Raw genomic sequence first — 18,860 nt, forward strand, 5'->3', positions numbered from 1 at the left:
AGGCAATGGTATCTGCTCGCATCTATCCCTCAACCCGCGCTCTGCAGGTGGTCGTAACCATTGCTGAGCATGGCAGTACGACCGCCTGTGCCAAAGCTCTGAACATGACGCAGAGCGCCGTCAGCAAACAGTTGCTGGCGCTGGAACAACTCGCGGGCTTGCCACTTTTCATTCGGACACCCTACGGACTTTCAACGACGGAGGCGGGCCGCATCTACGTGACCGAAGCCCGTGCAGCGCTTGGTGCCATGGAAAATGCTGTGCTGAGGGTCGCGGCACTCGGCTCATCGCCAAACGCCATCAAACTCCACATTCTTCCAATCATGGGCGATCGCTGGGTGATTCCGCGATTTGCCGGCTTTGCAGAAGCACATCCGGAAATCGACGTGGAGCTATCCACCTTCGCGAACAATGAATTGATCAACCAGGCAGATGCAGCGTTCCGGTTTGGCGAGGGCGACTGGCCGGGGCAAAGCAACCATTACCTTTTCGGCCAAAACGTTGCGCTTGTCGGCGCGCCGCATTTCATTGCCCGTCTTGGTGGTGTCGACAGACCCGACGACATTCAAAAGTTTCCGCTGCTGGATCACAAGCATACCCCGTTGCGCTGGGGCGAGTTTGCAGACGCCCATGCAATTTCCGACTTCACACCAGAGCGCATCACCCATTTTGGTTTCTATGCTTTGGTTATTCGTGCCGCCATCGCGGGACAGGGACTTGCGCTGGTTCCGCGTGGTCTCATTGCCGACGAACTCGAGAGCGGAAAACTGGCGAATCCCAAAGGGTTTGGCTTCGTCAGCCGCCATGCCTATTGGCTAACATGCCCCCTCGACAGACCGCAGCGGCCAGCCATGCGGGTCTTTCTTGATTGGCTCCTTCACGAAGTGAGTTTGATGCCTGCAGAATATCGTTAGCCAACTAATTCATACATTTATATGGCCGTTATCCTTCATGTTATTTGCAATCTCCGCACAAACCAGTAAACCCGACTCCCATGGCACAGAAGAAAGCACACGAAGTTGATTCATTCCTGAAACGGTTGGACCGTGCCTATCCCATCGTCTTGCTTTATGGCCCCGATAAGGGTTTGGTGAGCGAACGAGCCGGGCTGTTCATCAGACTGACCGGGCTCGCCCAGGATGATCCGTTTGCTGTGATTCGCCTTGATGCGGACGAAATTCAAGCCGAGCCCGGCCGGCTTTCCGATGAAGCCAACACTATATCCATGTTTGGCGGGGAGCGATTGATCTGGGTGCGCAATGCAGCGGGTCAAAAAGGACTGGTGGACGCCGTCGCCTACCTTGCGAAAAGCCCGCCCGCCAGCACATACATTTTGATCGAAGCAGGGGATTTAAAAAAGGGCGCCGGGTTACGTGGAACAGTCGAGCAAAGCGCCAGCGCCATGGCCCTGCCATGCTACAGCGATGATGCTCGCGGGATCGACGCCACAATCGACGACATGCTCGCCAGGAACCGGCTGCAGATAACACTTGATGCACGCAACCTGCTCAAGGAAAGCCTCGGCGGCGACCGCCTGGCGACCCGCGCCGAGCTCGACAAGATATGCCTTTATGCGCTTGGTCGGGAGCGCATCACCATCAATGACGTGCGCGATATCATTGGCGACGTCAGCGCCACATCTTACGAAACAATTATCGATGCCGTGATGATCGGCAACATGACGGATTTTACCCACGCCTTTGATCGCGTGATCGGAACCGGATCCTCCAGCTTTCTCATCCTGAGCGCAGCGATTCGTCAGTTCCAGTCGTTACAAACGTTACGTTACGGCATGGAGGGCGAGGGAAAGAACGCGGCGTCAGCCGTTGCTACGGCACGGCCACCGATATTCTTTGGAAGGAAAAAACTGGTTGAGACCGCCCTGCAGCGCTGGACCACACAATCCTGTTCCCAGGCTATCGAGCGCCTGCAACGCACCGTACTGGAAAGCCGGCGCAACGCTGCTCTGGCAATTCCGGTCATCCGGCAATCTTTGATCGCGCTTGCAGCGGAGGCCGCACGGGCGTCCCGGAATAATCGCTGAAGGACGAACTAGCTTTGCAGCCGGCGGCAAATCTCGTCGAGCTGCTCCAGCGTCGTATAATGGATGCGAACATCCCCACCCTTGGTCTGATGGTTCACCGTCACGCGCATACCGGTAACATCCGACAATAGTTTCTCCAAAGCGCGCGTATCAGCGTCCTTGTCGTCCGCGTCCGCTTTGACCTTCGCGACCGATGGTTTGGCGCCACCGCCTTGTGCAAGTGCCTCCGCCTGGCGTACCGAGAGGCCGTCCCGAACTATCCTGTCCGCGAGGGGACCAGGATTTTCGGCCGTGATCAGTGTCCGCGCGTGCCCAGCCGACAATGCGCCATTGGTGATCATGTCGCGGACCGGCTCAGGCAGTTTCAGCAGCCGAAGCGTATTGGCAACATGGCTACGGCTCTTGCCAATCACCTGTGCCAGATCTGCCTGAGTATACTCGTGGTCATCAATAAGCTGTTGATATCCCATGCCTTCTTCGATGGGATTTAGATCTGCACGCTGGACGTTTTCGATGATCGCCAGTTCCAGCGCGACGCGGTCATTGACCTCACGGATAATAACGGGAACGGTGGTAAGTCCAGCCCGCTGGGCGGCGCGCCAGCGACGCTCACCGGCAATCAGCTCATAGTGATCTGGCGAGTCTTTGACCGGACGGACCACGACGGGCTGCACGATGCCGTGCTCCCGGATGGATTGGGTCAGATCTTCAAGATCACCCTCTGTGAACAAGCGCCGCGGATTGCGCGGGTTACGCGTGACGAACTCGATAGGAACCTGACGATCGAGAGTGGCAACGGGGGCTGCATTTTCTTCCGGCAGACGGTCCATCTCGCCGATCAGTGCCGCAAGGCCGCGACCAAGGCGCTTTTTTGACAGATCTTCATTCATTGTCACAGGCTCTCATAAATGTTTCGTATTCGAATCGATCATGCGGCGCGTAAATGCCGCTCCCGCTGGATAACTTCAGACGCCAGTTGCAGATAGGCCTGGCTTCCAGCGCATTTCAGGTCATATAGGATGGCCGGGATACCATAAGACGGAGCTTCTGAAACCCGCACATTACGCGGAATGACAGTGCGATAGACCTTGTCGCCCATAAAAGACCGCACATCGTCGACCACCTGAGTCGCCAGATTGTTGCGCCCATCATACATGGTGAGCACAATACCCTGAATGGTGAGGTTAGGGTTGAGCGCAGTCCGCACTTGGTTTACGGTTTCAAGGAGCTGGCTCAGACCCTCGAGCGCAAAAAATTCGCACTGCAAAGGAACCAGAACCGAATCCGCAGCAGCCATGGCGTTCATCGTCAACAGATTGAGAGATGGCGGACAATCAATCAGTATGTATGTAAACGGCGAAGCAGCTGGATTACCGCGAAAAGCCTTGCGCAAACGCGTTGCGCGGTCTGGCGCATTAGCAATTTCCATTTCAACACCAAGAAGATCAAGCGTTGATGGGATCAATGACAAGCTGGGGACGGCAGTCGACACGGCGGCCGCTTCAACAGAGGCGGTCTGCATCAAGACGTCATAAGAAGATATCTCGCGATCCTTCCGATCAATGCCGAGGCCCGTGCTTGCGTTGCCCTGCGGATCGAGGTCGACGATGAGGACATTTTCCCCGATCGCCGCCAGCGCTGTAGCAAGGTTGATTGCCGTCGTGGTTTTTCCGACACCGCCCTTTTGATTGGCTATGGTAATGATACGAGTCTGGCTGTTCATCACTGTTTCCTGCGCAAAACACCGTTCCTGGCAATCGGATGGGTGCAGTCATAGTCAGTTCACGTTGGCGCGCCGCAAATTGCTGATCTGCAACACGACCGAATCTCGGTCGACCACACTTGCTCGTTCTACCAGATCAAACGTCCATGCGTCACGGCTTTCCACAATTTCCCTGCGGTAATCCCGTCCTTTTTGAAAAAGGGCCGTCGCACCGGCAGTCAGCCATGGCTCCGCAAGCACAAACAGGTCGCCTAATGGTGCGAGTGCGCGGGCGGTAATGACTTCCGGGCCTCGTATTTCGGCCCAAACGGCATCGATTCGCGCGGCATGAACAATTCCGGGCGCCGAAAATTGGCCAAGGGCTGTCCGCAAAAAAGCAGCTTTCTTTCCGTTGCTTTCCACCAGATCGATTCGGCCACCTAGGCGCTCTTTCAGCAAGATCGCCAGCACTACGCCGGGAAATCCTCCGCCCGAGCCCAAATCCAGCCAACGCGTTGCCGTTGGTGCCATTTCAAAAAGCTGGGCGCTATCGATAATATGGCGTTCCCAGAGGTGATCGAGTGTGGAGGGTGAGGCCAGATTGATGGCTCTCGACCATTTACGAAAGAGTTCTTCGAAAGCGCACAGGTTATCCACTGTTTCACGTGAAACATGGACTAATACTTCTTGCAGGCGTTTTTCCCGGTCAGAACTCACGCTACGTCCCGCGCGGTGGCTCGCCGTATCTGAGTGATGATCAAAGCCAAGGCTGCAGGCGTCATGCCGTCAATACGCTGGGCCTCGGCAATGGAGCGCGGCGCTCGCAGCTTGAGCTTCTGCTTCAACTCATTCGACAGGCCCGATGTTTCGGAAAAATCGATCGACTGTGGAATAAGCAGCGATTCTTCGCGCTCCATGGCCGCCACGTCCGCTCGCTGCCGTTCGAGATAGACCGCATACTGCGCTTCGATCTCCAGCGCGTCGGCTATGCGCTTATCGATGATGCCAAGCTCCGGCCAGATGCGCTTGATCCGATCAAGGTCAATGTCCGGAAAGGCCAGCAGATCGTAGGCTGACCGCCGGATTCCATCCTGATTGAGATGAAGATCATGCGCCGCCGCAGCACTTGGTGTAATCGTCAGTTCTTTCGCCAACGCACGCGCGCGCTCGAGATCATGTGTCCTAACGCGGAAGCGATCCCTGCGCGCGGTACCGAGAATGCCGAGCCGCTCTGCCATCGGCGTCAAACGCTCATCCGCATTGTCTGCTCGCAACGACAGCCGAAACTCGGCACGGGAAGTGAACATGCGGTACGGCTCACTTACGCCACGAGACGTCAGGTCATCAACCATGACGCCTATATATGCCTCCGTCCGCTGGATAATAACCGGTTCTGCACCACCAGCGCGCCGTGCAGCATTTAGACCGGCGAGCAACCCTTGTGCCGCAGCTTCTTCATAACCGGTAGTGCCATTGATCTGGCCAGCCAGGAACAGGCCGCCGATACGCCGCGTCTGCAAACTCCGATCGAGCTCGCGCGGATCAATGAAATCATACTCGATCGCATAGCCAGGCTGCAGCATCGTTGCGCGCTCCAAGCCCGGAATCGTCTTCAGCAGATCCAGTTGCACGTCTTCGGGCAGCGAAGTTGAAATGCCGTTGGGGTAGACAGTGTGATCATCAAGACCTTCCGGTTCAAGGAATATCTGGTGACCATCACGGTCCCCAAACTTCACGATCTTGTCTTCAACCGAAGGGCAGTATCGCGGTCCAATTCCTTCGATCGAACCCGAATACATGGCGGAACGATGGAGATTGGCGCGAATGATCGCATGAGTTTCCGGCGTCGTACGCGTAATTCCGCAATCTATCTGCGGGTTCTCGATTGAATCCGTCATCAACGAGAATGGCAATGGGTCTTCATCGGCTGATTGGACTTCCAAGCTCCGCCAATCAATCGTACGGCCATCGAGCCGCGGCGGTGTACCGGTCTTCAATCGGCCAAGAGCGAACGCGTGGCGGGCCAGCGTGTCAGACAGGCCAAGGGCAGGTGCCTCGCCCATTCGCCCCGCAGGGATCTTCTGCTCGCCGATGTGGATCAGGCCGCGCAAAAACGTTCCTGTCGTCAGGACGACTGCGCCACATGTCAGCACTCGGCCGTCCATCAATTGAACGCCAGCAACCTCGCCGTCGTTCACGACGAGGTCATTCGCGCCACCTTCGACGACAGTTAGATTGGCTTGCTCAGCTATCAATTGACCCATGGCAAGGCGATATAGCTTCCTGTCCGCTTGTGTGCGCGGTCCACGGACCGCCGGTCCTTTGCGGCGATTGAGCAACCGGAACTGGATACCTGCGGCATCAGCAACACGCGCCATCAGGCCGTCCAAGGCATCAATCTCACGAACGAGGTGCCCCTTGCCAAGGCCGCCGATCGCCGGATTGCAAGACATCACGCCGATCGTATCCGCACGATGGGTCACGAGCGCTGTCTTGGCGCCAAGGCGCGCGGAAGCAGCCGCTGCTTCACAGCCGGCATGACCACCACCAATGATGATGACATCAAAAACGTCTTCCACGGGCTAACACTTTCAGAGATTCGAATCTGAGCCTTGATGGGCAAAACCGCGTCGTGAGTCAAGTATGAGTCGCTAAACAGTGTTTCACGTGAAACATTCCACGCTCAACTCGGCTCGCGACGACCCCCCCGCCACGCCCTCATTCTCTGAGTCTGGCCATCGAGTGGTTGGGGAAGACGGGCGGTCGCCGAAGCGCGTCTTGGTAGTTAAGTAATGCGATCCGAAGGCCGTCCGTCCGGCGACTTTTCATCCCGTCCGTTCCGCTTGGGAGGCTTCGGCACCGGGGAAGGCCATTTGCGGCATTCCATGCGTCACCTGCGTGCCCCTTAGAGTGCTCGTCCAGCACGCGCCGGTCCTAGTACCGGCAGGGGAACCCTTGGACAGAACGTCCCCGGACAGCGGGTCCGTTCCCCGCCATCGGAGGCGCCGGTCCTTTCCCCGCTTCGAACGGCTCCGGAAGCAGTTCCCCGTGGAAAGGACCGGCTTTAGAATAAACGAGGTTTGGAGGACGTGGATAAGTTGGCGGCATTATTTTCGTGCAAGGCAGGAACAACTGCTCCACTCCACCCCGGACCCGCAATCCGACCCCCCCGTCCAGGGGCAGGGTCGAAGCAGGGATCGCCACCTCCGCGCTCGATGGAGCAGGTCGTGCCGCAGGTGCGGGTGGGATCGGGGCACTGTATTCTGTGGCGAAGAGTTATCCATGAAATCCATGTGTTTCACGTGAATCATTTGCCAATGCAAAACTGCGAGAAAACCACATCCAATATATCCTCGACGTCTACGTCGCCCGTGATGCGCCCCAACGAATGCGACGCCCGGCGCAGGAACTCGGCCCGGACTTCAAGAGGAGCTGTCTCCTCGCAGATAGCAGCGTCGATCTCCTTGCTCGTTTCAACGAGCAGCTCCAGGTGCCGGCGCCGGGTCGGTAATGGGTCCGAGAGATCGCCAGCGGCCAACTCCGCTCGATGGGCAAGAACTCTCAGGAGATCCTCAAGCCCTGTTCCGTTCCGCGTCGAAATCGTCAGATCATAGTCTGCTGCAACTGACGCAGGAGCCAAATCCGACTTCGTACCAACCCGGAGCATGGCACCGGTCTCTATAACGTTGAGAGCAGGCGCGATTGGATCGGACAGGTCGGTGAGCGCCAGGACCACATCGGCCGAGGATGCTCGTTCAAGCGCGCGGCCGATGCCAATCTTTTCAACCTTGCCTTGGGTTTCCCTCAAACCAGCTGTATCCGTCACCAGGACTGGGAGACCAGCGAGATCAAGTTTGATCTCTATCAGATCGCGTGTCGTCCCCGGCTCGTCCGATACGATGGCAACGTCGCTTCCAGCCAATGCATTGAGCAAACTCGACTTTCCGGCGTTGGGCGCGCCGACGATAACCACGCGGAAGCCATCGCGGACGATGGCGCCGCGCTTTCCATCCGCAATGTGTTTGCCAATCCGATCAGCAAGTTCGCGCATGGAGTGCCATACCTGATCGGACACTGAGCCGGGTACGTCGGATTCATCTGCGAAATCAAGCTCCGCTTCTATCAACGCGCGAGCGCGGATCAGCTCGTTTCGCCAGGTCGAGTATAGCTCCGCCTGTGCGCCCGACGAGATCTGCAGCGCGAGCCGGCGCTGGCTATCGGTTTCAGCGGCAATGAGATCGGCTAGTCCTTCGGCAGCCGTCAGATCGAATTTTCCATTAGCATAAGCCCGGCGCGTGAATTCTCCGGCCTCTGCCATCCGGCAACCCTCGAATGCATACAACGTCGATAGCATTGCATCGACGACCGCTTTGCCGCCGTGCAGATGAAACTCACAGCTATCCTCGCCGGTGAAGCTATGTGGAGCCGGGAAATAGAGGACCAGGCCCCTGTCGATTGCCCCGCCTTCGGCGTCCTTGAACACCCGCAAAGCGGCGTGGCGCGCCTCCGGAAGGTTGCCGCAGATTGTTTCGATGGCGAATCGAGTCTTTGGTCCCGAAATCCGGACCACTGCCACCCCCGACGGCAATCTGCCGCTGGAGAGGGCGAAAATCGTCTCGGCGAAAACATGGTTCTGTTTCATTTCAATCCGTCCAGGCTTACACTGATAGCGTTGTAGACCGCCGCGTTTCATACGAAAAGGCATGAAAAATCCTATGTCTCAGCAAGCCAATCTTCTTGGTCACGAATCCAGTCCATATCTGCGTCAGCATGCGGACAATCCGGTTCACTGGCGGCCATGGGGCAAGGCGGCGCTTGAAGAGTCACGTGAGACCGGAAAGCCCATACTTCTGTCGGTCGGCTACGCCGCCTGTCATTGGTGCCATGTCATGGCACATGAATGTTTCGAGGATGCGGAAGTAGCGGCTCTCATGAATGCGCTCTATGTCAACATCAAGGTAGACCGCGAAGAGCGTCCGGACATCGATCAGATCTACATGGCTGCACTGGCGGCCATGGGTGAGCAGGGTGGCTGGCCGCTTACGATGTTCCTGACGCCGGAAGCAAAGCCATTCTGGGGCGGAACTTATTTTCCCAAGCATTCGCGCTATGGCCGGCCGGGCTTTGTCGACGTCCTCCAATCGATTGCCCGAGTCTGGAATGAGGATCGCGGCCGCGTCGAGCAGAATGTCGACGCGTTGACAACGCATGTCACTGCTCGGCTTGATGCCAAGGCGGACGCCTCGCCGCTTGACAAGCACCTGTTTGATCAATTCTCCGAAAATATCCATGGGATGGTCGATCATGTCAGAGGCGGTCTCGCGGGAGCGCCAAAATTTCCAAACGCTCCTTTCATGGATACATTGTGGCTGTCCTGGCTGCGCACCGGTGAAAAGCGCCATAGAGATGCGTTTCTGCTTAGTCTCAGGACTATGCTGCAGGGTGGAATCTATGATCATCTTGGCGGGGGACTGTCCCGTTACGCTGTGGATGATTCATGGCTAGTGCCGCATTTCGAAAAAATGCTTTACGACAATGCACAATTTATTCGCCATGCGACATTCGGCTTCGCCGAAACCGGTGATGAATTGTTCCGCTTCCGAATCGAAGAGACGGTCGCCTGGCTGCAGCGGGAAATGCTGGTTGACGGACGCTTCGCCTCCAGCCTCGATGCAGACAGCGAAGGAGAGGAAGGTCGGTTCTATGTCTGGACGGCAGGCGAAATTCCGGGAAGTTCCGAGTTCGATGCGTTTCGCCGCGTTTATGATGTGAGCGATCAGGGCAATTGGGAAGGCAAATCGATCCTTAATCGCTTGCATTCACTCGACGCTCTTGATCTTGAAAGCGAGAAACAATTGAAGCAGGCGCGTCAGGCGCTCTTTGCCCTGCGCGAGAACCGTATTCGTCCTGGCCGGGACGACAAGGCATTGACGGACTGGAATGGCCTGATGATCCGCGCCCTTGCCGAAGCCGGACGTGCGTTCGAGCGAAAGGATTGGCTTGATTGCAGCCTTATTGCATACCGTTCCATCTCCGAATCGATGGTTGATGAACGGCTCCCCCATTCGGTATTGGGCGATTCGCGCCTGTTCCCCGGACTTTCTTCGGACTACGCGGCAATGATCAACGCCGCCCTGTCGCTTTACCAAGCGACGCAGGATGAAGCGTTTGTCACGGACGCACGCCACTGGCTTGCCGCGCTGGATGAATGGCATAGGACTGAGGACGGTAATTATGCCCTCAGCGCTTCGGACAGCGCGGACGTGATTGTTCGCGTGCGAGGGGATCAGGATGAGGCAATCCCAAGCGCGACCAGCCAGATTATCGAAGCCATCAGCCGTCTGGCGATTGTCACCAGTGACGAGACATTGCGGCAGCATGCGGAACGAATTGCCGAGAATGCGCTCGGCCGGGTCCTGCAGCAACGCTATGGCCAGGCTGGCGTTCTCAACAGCGCCAGCCTATTGCTCGAGCCGGTGAAGCTCGTACTGGTTACGCCAGACAAGGAGCATTCATTGATGCAGGTGGCTAACCGTCATCCGGATCCGCGGCGCGTGGACATCTGGATTCCCTTCGACAGGGAAAAGAAGATTGTACTCGTGCCCGGCGGGGGTGAGATAACGATAAAAAAACCCGCGGCTTATTTGTGCCGCGGGCTTGTCTGTCTTGCACCAGTGGAAACAGAAGGAGCACTCGAAGCGCTTCTTCGCCCAACTTCGTAGGGTTATGTATTCATCGAGTCGAAGAACTCGCCATTGGTCTTGGTTTGCTTGAGCTTGTCGATGAGGAACTCGATCGCGTCCGTCGTACCCATCGGCGCGAGAATGCGGCGAAGAACGAAGATCTTCTGCAGATCCTGACGCGGCACGAGGAGGTCTTCCTTGCGTGTACCGGACTTGAGGATGTCCATGGCCGGAAAGATGCGCTTGTCAGCGACCTTGCGGTCGAGCACGATTTCCGAGTTGCCGGTTCCCTTGAACTCTTCAAAGATGACTTCGTCCATGCGGCTACCGGTATCGATCAGTGCCGTCGCGATAATCGTGAGCGAACCGCCTTCCTCGATATTGCGTGCGGCACCGAAGAAGCGCTTCGGGCGCTGGAGGGCGTTGGCGTCGACGCCACCAGTCAGGACCTTGCCGGATGAAGGCACAACAGTGTTGTAGGCGCGGCCGAGACGGGTGATGGAATCGAGCAGAATGACCACGTCGCGGCCATGTTCGACAAGGCGCTTGGCCTTCTCGATGACCATTTCCGCAACCTGGACGTGGCGCGACGCCGGCTCATCGAAGGTCGATGATACAACTTCGCCCTTCACCGAGCGCTGCATATCGGTCACTTCTTCGGGGCGCTCGTCGATCAGAAGCACGATGAGGTAGCATTCCGGATGGTTGGCAGTGATTGAATGCGCGATATTCTGTAGCAGAACGGTCTTACCGGTCCGTGGCGGCGCGACGATCAGCCCACGCTGGCCTTTGCCGAGCGGCGCTACCAGATCGATCACCCGCGCGGAGAGATCCTTTGTCGTCGGATTTTCCAACTCCATCTTGAAACGCTCATTCGGATAGAGCGGCGTCAGATTGTCGAAGTGGATCTTGTGCCGGATTTTTTCCGGATCTTCGAAATTGATCGTGTTGACCTTCAGAAGGGCGAAATAGCGCTCACCTTCCTTGGGTCCCCGGATGGGGCCCTCCACCGTATCGCCGGTCTTCAGCGAGAAACGCCGGATTTGCGATGGTGAAATATAGATATCATCGGGACCCGGGAGATAATTGGCATTGGCGGATCGCATGAAGCCGAAGCCGTCCTGCAAAATCTCGACCACACCTTCGCCGATGATTTCGACTTCCTGCGAAGCCAGCTTCTTCAAAATGGCAAACATCAATTCCTGTTTGCGCATGACGCTAGCGTTCTCGACTTCAAGCGACTCTGCAAAGGCAAGGAGGTCGACCGCTGTCTTGTTCTTGAGTTCTTGTAGTTTCATTTCCTGCATGTGTGCGGAACTCTTAATTCTATGTTTGAAATGGGGAAGGGAAATGACGATGCCTGAATGCAGTGCCACTGAAAATGGCTGGATATTGCTGTGGCGGTATTTCCAGAGAGGAGGCCCCTATCTAGCCAATCATGTCAGCAAGGGCAAGAGGTTTCATGAGTGGATTTGATATGAGACTGCAGTTTTTATGATAGATCAAAATGGCTTTATAATGACCATAAGGACGATGATGATCATGAGCACAGCCGGCACTTCGTTCATCATGCGCCAGAAGCGTGCCGGTTTTTCATTCCGGTCTTGCGCAAACAGCCGCACTGCCTTGGAAAAATAGCCATGCGCACCCGACAAGATCAAGACTGCCAGGAATTTTACGTGAAACCACCCATCCATATAGGCTGCCGATTGCCACGTGAGCCACAAACCCGCGAGCCAGGTTATCCCCATGGCCGGATCGATAATTGCCTTGAGCAGCCGCTGTTCCATGACTTTGAATGTCTCTGACTGGACAGAGCCGGGTTCGGCAGCACAATGATAGACGAACAGCCGCGGCAAATAGAGCATCCCTGCCATCCATGAGATAACGGCGATGACATGGATCGCCTTCACCCAGAGGTAGGATTCGGCCGGATACAGGACGGCAAGCGTTATACCACCAATCGCCACAAGAGCCGCGATGGTCCGTGGCAACACCGGAATTTTTCTGACGCTGCCCTCATCCGGTTTTGTTGTCGTCATGCGAATTTCCTTCCGTGCTATTTTCGCGGCGCGGCCTGGCGAACACGGTGAACCATCTGTTCCACGTGCGACACAGGCGCATCCGGGGTAATCCCATGACCGAGATTGAAGATTAGCGGTCCATGACCCAGAGAATCGAGAATGGCATCGACCCCCTCATCAAGTGCACGGCCACCGGCAACGACCCGCAGTGGATCAAGATTTCCCTGAACCGCACCACCGCCTTGCAGCGAAGACGCCATGGACAGCGGTACTGACCAATCCAGCCCGAGCGCGGTAATGCCGGTTCGCTCGCGGTAGTTGACGTAGAGCGCGCCTGCACCCTTCGGAAAACCGATAACAGGTACGCCCGGATGAACTGCGCGAACTTTCTTGACGATGCGTGCCACCGGTGCCACGCAAAACTGCTCGAAGCAGGTTTCATCGAGAACGCCCGCCCAGGAATCGAAAATCTGCACCGCATCCGCGCCGGCATCGATCTGCCGGATCAGATATTCAGCAGAAACATCTGCTAGCACATCCAGCAATTTCTGGAACGCCTCAGCATTGCGATAGGCGAAAAGCCGGGCAGGGGCCTGATCAGGCGTTCCATGGCCGGCAATCATATAGGTCGCCACGGTCCAGGGAGCCCCACAGAAGCCTAGCAGTGTTGTTTCCGTAGGGAGTTGCTGCCGCAGAAGCCGCACCGTCTCATAGACCGGCTCCAGGCGATCAGCAGCGCCACCGGATTCCAGCCAGAATATTCCATCAACGTCGATTGGCGTCATCAAAGGGCCGCGCCCCTCCTCAAAGCGGAGATCCCGGCCGAGCGCATGGGGGACGACAAGAATATCGGAAAAGAGAATTGCTGCGTCGAAGCCAAAACGGCGGATGGGCTGCAGTGTCACTTCCACCGCAAGATCGGGCGAGTAACAGAGGTCGAGAAAACTGCCAGCCGTTTTCCTTACCTGCCTGTACTCGGGAAGATAACGTCCAGCTTGGCGCATCATCCAGACAGGAGGAGGAAAGACAGTCTCGCCTCCAAGGACTTTCAGCACTTTGCGAACCATTGTCAGTCTCTCCACCCTTACTCTTTAAAAAAGAAATTTAGATTTCTTTGGGTTTTCTGATTCTTAGAGTCTGTTTGTATCGGGAATTACCAATTTGCCAGCATTTTCCCACAGTCCGGAGTTTCTGCCATAAATCCGGAAAACCAAAGGTTGAAATCCGGGAAGAACGTGGAAAGCTCCATAAACATAATCATTACAATGGTTTAAGATAATGCTAATTGTGAATAAATATGTGGAAAGTCGGGGAATGAAAGACGAAGAGTCGCAACAATCCCCAGTTTTCCGGAAGCGCCGGAACAACGGCCCACAATCGGGTTCGCTGTGGATGACTTGCCAATAATTCACATGGCTGCCATCAGTTGTGGATGCTTTGGCTGATTGTCCCCAGCCATCAACAGGAGTGCAAAATTTCTGTGACGAAACCAGTAAATTACTTTCATCTTCACATGATTTCTGATGCGACCGGCGAGACTCTCATCGCGGCTGGACGCGCTGCTGCGGCGCAATATGCGCATGCACGAGCGATAGAGCATGTTTATCCATTGATCCGTACGGAAAAGCAGATGAAGCGGGTGCTGGATGGCATAGATGCCGAGCCTGGCATCGTCCTCTATACAATCATCGATCAGCGGCTTGCGGCGATGATTAATGATGGCTGTGCCGCGCTGGGAGTTCCCTGCGTATCGGTTCTCGAACCAGTCCTGACCATCTTTCAATCCTATCTGGGTGCGCCGGCGGGAAGGCGTGTCGGCGCCCAGCATGTTCTCAATGCCGAATATTTCCGGCGGATCGATGCGCTCAACTTCACCATGGAACACGATGACGGCCAATTGCCGCCAGACATCGAAGAGGCGGACGTGATTCTGATTGGTATATCACGCACATCCAAAACACCAACGAGTATTTATCTCGCCAATCGCGGCATCAAGACCGTGAATGTCCCCATCGTAATCGGTGTTCCTATTCCCGACGTTTTGATAAACTCCGAAAGGCCGCTGATTGTCGGGCTGGTAGCCTCGGCGGAACGAATATCGCAGGTGCGCCAGCATCGCGTGCTCGGTGCAACGCATGGGTTTGACGCCGACCAATACCTCGACCGGGCCAATATTATCGAGGAACTCACCTATGCACGGCAGATCTGCCACCGGCACAATTGGCCGATGATCGATGTTTCCCGCCGCTCAATCGAAGAAACTGCTGCTGCTGTTCTTGCCCTGCGCGCAGAGGGACGATAACGGAATTGGGGCAAAACGATTTCAGGCAACGAAGATATGACAATGAACATCATTCTAGCCTCCAAAAGCCCGTTCCGAGCAACGTTGCTGAAGAATGCTGGCGTCGCGTTCACGGCGAATTCAGCCGGTATCGATGAGCGGGCGGTAGAGGCGCCACTCTATGACAGTGGCGCGACGCCTGAAGATGTTGCACTGGTGCTCGCGGAAGCCAAGGCGATCGACGTCAGCGAGCGAAATCCTTCAGCACTGGTGATAGGCTCGGACCAGACCCTCTCCCTTGGTGACGAAGTTTTGCACAAGCCGGATAGTATGGAAGCCGCGCGGCGGCAGTTGCTGAAACTGTCGGGCCGGACGCATCATCTCAACAGTGCGGTGGTGCTCGCCAGGGATGGTCAAACATTGTGGCGTCACGTGTCTGTCGTCCGCATGACTTTGCGCGATCTCGACCCGGGTTTCATCGGCAGGCACCTGTCGCGTGTCGGAACGGCGGCCCTGCAGAGTGTGGGCGCTTACCAATATGAGGGGGAAGGGGTGCAGCTTTTCGAAAAGGTCGAAGGCGACTACTTCACGATTGTCGGCTTGCCGCTTTTGCCACTGCTTGAAGAATTGCGCCGCGAAGGTGCCATCGATGGCTAAGGCTTTTGTTACAGGTTTCCCCATTCGCCATTCGCGCTCACCGCTGATCCACGGCCATTGGTTGAATCAATACGGGTTGAGCGGTTCCTATCAGGCTATCGAAGTCGCGCCAGAAGGTTTTGCCGATTTCGTGCAGAGCCTTCAACGAAATGGCTATGCCGGCGGCAATGTGACGATTCCGCATAAGGAAAATGCATTTGCGCTGTGCGATCAGCATGACCCGGCTGCCGAAGAGATCGGTGCGGTCAACACATTGTGGTTCGACCACGGGAAACTCTGTGGTGGCAATACGGATGCCTATGGTTTCGTTGCCAATCTCGATGCACTCCGTCCTGGCTGGGACAGGAATAAATCAGCAATGGTATTGGGCGCGGGCGGTGCAAGCCGCGCCGTGGTCTATGCGCTAAAGCAGCGTGGTTTCAACGACATTCGCATCGTTAATCGCACGGTTGACCGGGCCAAGCAGCTGGAAGACCGTTTTGGCGCAGGGATCACTGCGCATGAATGGCGCGCAATTCCAGAACTGCTGAAAGGCGCCGCATTGATTGTCAATACGACTTCGCTCGGGATGGAAGGCAACGCCGATGCCGCCGTTGATCTGTCGCGAGCCGAGCCGGATGCGCTGGTAACCGACATCGTCTATGTGCCGCTTGATACGCCGCTGCTGAGGTCGGCAGGGGAACTTGGCCTGAAAACCGCCGACGGCCTCGGTATGCTGCTGCACCAGGCAGTACCAGGGTTCGAGCGTTGGTTCGGCGTCAGGCCGGAGGTGACGCCGGCGCTGCGTCAACTGATCCTGGCCGATATGAACCAACACAGCTTAAGCAGGCGATCCAAATGATCGTCCTTGGCCTCACCGGCTCGATTGGCATGGGAAAATCCACATCGGCGCAGATGTTTGTCGATGAAGGGATACCGGTTTACTCGGCTGACGAGGCCGTTCATTCGCTCTATACGGGTGCGGCGGTTCCGCTGATTGAAGCGGCATTTCCCGGAACCACCAAGAACGGCAAAGTCGATCGCACGAAGCTCTCGATGGTAGTCGTGGGTAAGCCAAAGGCGCTGGAAAAACTTGAGGCAATTATCCATCCGCTGGTACGCGCCGAGGAAAACAGGTTTCGCGATGACGCACAGTCGCGTGACGCAAGACTGATCGTTCTCGATATTCCACTGCTGTTTGAAACCGGTGCCGATCGTCGAGTGGACAAGATACTCGTCGTTACGGCACCCGAGGATGTCCAGCGAAAGCGCGTTCTTGAACGTCCCGGCATGACGCCAGAAAAATTCGATGCGATCCTTGCCCGCCAGACACCGGATGCGGAAAAGCGCGCGCGCGCGGATTTCATCATCGACACCCGCCATGATTTCGATGTGACCCGGGCCGAGGTCCGCAAGATTATCGGCCTCCTGTCAGGATAGGCGGGGGACAGAACCCATCTCCCCTTGCCCGAATTGGCCAATTCGTGGAATTTGGGCAAAAGGATGATTCCATGCGCGAAATTATATTCGATACGGAGACGACAGGGCTTGACCGGCTGGATGACCGGGTCATCGAAATTGGCGGCGTCGAACTGGTCAACCGCTTCCCCACAGGCCGTACATTTCACGTCTATATCAATCCCGAGGGCAAGGTTGTGCATCCGGACGCGCTCGCCGTGCACGGCATCAGCAACGACCAGCTTGCCGACAAGCCGCTTTTCGCCGGGATCCTCCATGATTTCCTCGATTTCATCGATGGCGCCAAGCTGATCGCGCACAATGCGATGTTCGATATGGGCTTCATCAATGCAGAACTAAATCGCCTTGGACATCCACCGATACACAATGATCGCGTGGTTGACACATTGGCGCTCGCGCGGCGAAAGCACCCGATGGGCCCGAATTCTCTCGATGCTTTGTGCCGTCGCTATGGCATCGACAACAGCCACCGGACCATGCACGGCGCGCTGCTGGACTCGCAGCTTCTCGCGGAAGTGTATATCGAGCTGATCGGCGGCAAGCAGGCGGCATTGGGCCTCACGATTGCGGAGCAATCCAACAACCAACAGACCAGCGATGCATCGGGACCGATCGTGATATCACGCCGGCCTGTACCGCTTGCGCCACGTCTGACCGAATCGGAGAAACTGGCCCATGCCAAACTGGTGGAAAAGATTGGTGAGAAAGCCATCTGGAACGAGCGCCGCGCCGCCGTTGAACTCCAATAAAAAACCCGGGCCTGGACCCGGGTTTTCACTGTCTCGAAACAGCTGGCTTTAGCTGACTTTCGCCTTGGCCTGTTCTTCGGCCATGCGCTGCTGGAACATCTGCGCGAAATCGATCGGGTCGATCATCAGCGGCGGGAAACCGCCATTGCGCGTTGCCTCGGCAATGATCTGACGGGCGAACGGGAACAGCAGGCGCGGGCATTCGATGAACAGCAGCGGCAGCAAATGCTCCTGCGGGAAACCGACAAGACGGAAAACGCCTCCATAGACGAGTTCCGCGTTGAACAGGACTTCCTTGCCTTCACCGGCTTTGGCCGACAGCGTCAGAACTACATCAAAGTCGTTCTCCGCAATTGGATTGGCATTGACGTTGACATTGATGCTGATGCCGGGAGCCTTGTCGCGCGGCCGCAAAGACAGCGGAGCGCCGGGGCTCTCGAACGACAGATCCTTCACATACTGTGCCAGTATATTCAACGACTGCTGCTGGCCAGTTCCCTCGCCATTGGTCACTTCATTGCCGTTCCCGGCCTTTTCATCAGGCTTTTGAGCCATTGTCTGGAAACCTTCTTCTGTTACGTCCGTTATGCACGGTATCGAATGAATGATGGCTCGCTAGCATGTGTGCCTTAGCGAGGCAAGGCACGCACTCTAATCCTATCGTTTCATTCCGGCTACGGCTTGGGGTTCCATGGGGAGTCCGGGTCGGGCTTACGGGAATAATCTTCGGGATCGAGTTCGATAACCCGGTCCTTTCGACGCGATGCTCCGGGTCCAGATGTTCCATGGTTGCCGGGCCGCACCACAATCACCCGGTCGCTGACGAAGCGCCAGCCAATGTCTCGCACCGCCGGTATGAACAGCAGGAGACCGATAATGTCGGTGATGAAGCCAGGAATGATCAACAGGAATGCGGCAAAGACCAGCATCACGCCGTGAACGAGCTCGCGTTTTGGCGTTCGGCCAGCGGCTGTTTCTTCGCGAATTTTCTGAATGAGCCCAAAGCCTTGAAAACGCAGCAGGAAGACGCCGAGAAAGATCGACAGGACGATAAGACCGAGCGTTGCCAGCACGCCGATCTCGCTGCCGACCACAATAAAACCGGCGATTTCCAGAAACGGCAGCGCCAGAAAGAGCAAAGGCACGAGAGACGATCGCAAACTAATTTACCTTTCGAATGAGATATCCGGTTATTATCCATACCCGGCGTCAATTTCATGCCTATATAGGCAAGCAAGATGAGCATTTGTATGATTGCCTCT

General features: G+C 56.4%; 18 protein-coding genes. 8 read left to right on the top strand and 10 right to left on the bottom strand.

Translation table 11 applies throughout. The features are described from left to right. Positions 1-5 precede the first annotated feature (5 nt). Together CU103_RS01665 and holA are read left to right on the top strand one after the other, a co-directional pair. Entirely contained in the window at positions 6-914 is a 909-nt protein-coding gene (locus tag CU103_RS01665) for a LysR substrate-binding domain-containing protein (RefSeq protein WP_106662175.1), read from the top strand. A gap of 80 nt (positions 915-994) precedes the next feature. After that, positions 995-2,044, top strand: coding sequence for a DNA polymerase III subunit delta (holA, locus tag CU103_RS01670; RefSeq protein ID WP_106662176.1), 1,050 nt, complete (start codon positions 995-997; stop codon positions 2,042-2,044). 8 nt (positions 2,045-2,052) lie between these two features. On the opposite strand, the gene CU103_RS01675 is transcribed toward holA, so the two are convergent. From CU103_RS01675 to mnmE, 5 genes are all read right to left on the bottom strand, one after another. After that, entirely contained in the window at positions 2,053-2,934 is an 882-nt protein-coding gene (locus tag CU103_RS01675) for a ParB/RepB/Spo0J family partition protein (RefSeq protein ID WP_106662177.1), read from the bottom strand. Between the two features lie 38 nt (positions 2,935-2,972). Continuing rightward, entirely contained in the window at positions 2,973-3,767 is a 795-nt protein-coding gene (locus tag CU103_RS01680; protein ID WP_210203695.1) for a ParA family protein, read from the bottom strand. A gap of 54 nt (positions 3,768-3,821) precedes the next feature. Beyond that, positions 3,822-4,463, bottom strand: a complete 642-nt coding sequence (gene rsmG / locus CU103_RS01685) for a 16S rRNA (guanine(527)-N(7))-methyltransferase RsmG (protein ID WP_106662179.1) — start codon at positions 4,461-4,463, stop codon at positions 3,822-3,824. Then, positions 4,460-6,325, bottom strand: a complete 1,866-nt coding sequence (gene mnmG / locus CU103_RS01690; protein ID WP_106662180.1) for a tRNA uridine-5-carboxymethylaminomethyl(34) synthesis enzyme MnmG — start codon at positions 6,323-6,325, stop codon at positions 4,460-4,462. Before mnmG ends, rsmG begins: the two co-directional genes overlap by 4 nt. A gap of 728 nt (positions 6,326-7,053) precedes the next feature. Next, complete coding sequence (gene mnmE / locus CU103_RS01695) at positions 7,054-8,388, bottom strand: tRNA uridine-5-carboxymethylaminomethyl(34) synthesis GTPase MnmE (RefSeq protein WP_106662181.1); 1,335 nt, start codon at positions 8,386-8,388, stop codon at positions 7,054-7,056. 73 nt (positions 8,389-8,461) lie between these two features. Between mnmE and CU103_RS01700 the strand changes: the two genes are divergently transcribed. Next, positions 8,462-10,468: a thioredoxin domain-containing protein gene (locus CU103_RS01700; protein WP_106662182.1), complete on the top strand. Its 2,007-nt coding sequence runs from the start codon at positions 8,462-8,464 to the stop codon at positions 10,466-10,468. 2 nt (positions 10,469-10,470) lie between these two features. On the opposite strand, the gene rho is transcribed toward CU103_RS01700, so the two are convergent. The 3 genes from rho to hemE all read right to left on the bottom strand — a co-directional run bounded on the left by rho (position 10,471) and on the right by hemE (position 13,520). Then, entirely contained in the window at positions 10,471-11,736 is a 1,266-nt protein-coding gene (gene rho / locus CU103_RS01705) for a transcription termination factor Rho (RefSeq protein WP_027230937.1), read from the bottom strand. A gap of 195 nt (positions 11,737-11,931) precedes the next feature. After that, the gene (gene hemJ / locus CU103_RS01710; RefSeq protein WP_106662183.1) at positions 11,932-12,471 is read right to left on the bottom strand and encodes a protoporphyrinogen oxidase HemJ; all 540 of its coding nucleotides are present in this window, start codon (positions 12,469-12,471) and stop codon (positions 11,932-11,934) included. A gap of 17 nt (positions 12,472-12,488) precedes the next feature. After that, positions 12,489-13,520: a uroporphyrinogen decarboxylase gene (gene hemE / locus CU103_RS01715; protein ID WP_106662184.1), complete on the bottom strand. Its 1,032-nt coding sequence runs from the start codon at positions 13,518-13,520 to the stop codon at positions 12,489-12,491. A 413-nt stretch (positions 13,521-13,933) separates the two neighbouring features. On the opposite strand from hemE, the gene CU103_RS01720 reads away from it, so the two are divergent. From CU103_RS01720 to dnaQ, 5 genes are all read left to right on the top strand, one after another. Next, the gene (locus CU103_RS01720) at positions 13,934-14,755 is read left to right on the top strand and encodes a pyruvate, water dikinase regulatory protein (RefSeq protein WP_106662605.1); all 822 of its coding nucleotides are present in this window, start codon (positions 13,934-13,936) and stop codon (positions 14,753-14,755) included. 36 nt (positions 14,756-14,791) lie between these two features. After that, entirely contained in the window at positions 14,792-15,391 is a 600-nt protein-coding gene (locus CU103_RS01725; RefSeq protein ID WP_106662185.1) for a Maf-like protein, read from the top strand. Then, the gene (locus CU103_RS01730) at positions 15,384-16,232 is read left to right on the top strand and encodes a shikimate dehydrogenase (RefSeq protein ID WP_106662186.1); all 849 of its coding nucleotides are present in this window, start codon (positions 15,384-15,386) and stop codon (positions 16,230-16,232) included. Before CU103_RS01725 ends, CU103_RS01730 begins: the two co-directional genes overlap by 8 nt. Beyond that, a complete protein-coding gene (gene coaE / locus CU103_RS01735; protein WP_106662187.1) occupies positions 16,229-16,810 on the top strand; it encodes a dephospho-CoA kinase in 582 nt (193 codons plus the stop codon). Before CU103_RS01730 ends, coaE begins: the two co-directional genes overlap by 4 nt. 71 nt (positions 16,811-16,881) lie before the next feature. After that, positions 16,882-17,598, top strand: a complete 717-nt coding sequence (gene dnaQ / locus CU103_RS01740) for a DNA polymerase III subunit epsilon (RefSeq protein ID WP_106662188.1) — start codon at positions 16,882-16,884, stop codon at positions 17,596-17,598. Between the two features lie 48 nt (positions 17,599-17,646). On the opposite strand, the gene secB is transcribed toward dnaQ, so the two are convergent. Both secB and CU103_RS01750 read right to left on the bottom strand, forming a co-directional pair. Beyond that, a complete protein-coding gene (gene secB / locus CU103_RS01745) occupies positions 17,647-18,153 on the bottom strand; it encodes a protein-export chaperone SecB (protein ID WP_245448538.1) in 507 nt (168 codons plus the stop codon). Between the two features lie 119 nt (positions 18,154-18,272). Further along, entirely contained in the window at positions 18,273-18,758 is a 486-nt protein-coding gene (locus CU103_RS01750; RefSeq protein ID WP_106662189.1) for an FxsA family protein, read from the bottom strand. Positions 18,759-18,860 lie beyond the last annotated feature (102 nt).

The organism is Phyllobacterium sophorae, assembly GCF_003010965.1.
In the GTDB taxonomy this organism is placed as follows: domain Bacteria; phylum Pseudomonadota; class Alphaproteobacteria; order Rhizobiales; family Rhizobiaceae; genus Phyllobacterium; species Phyllobacterium sophorae.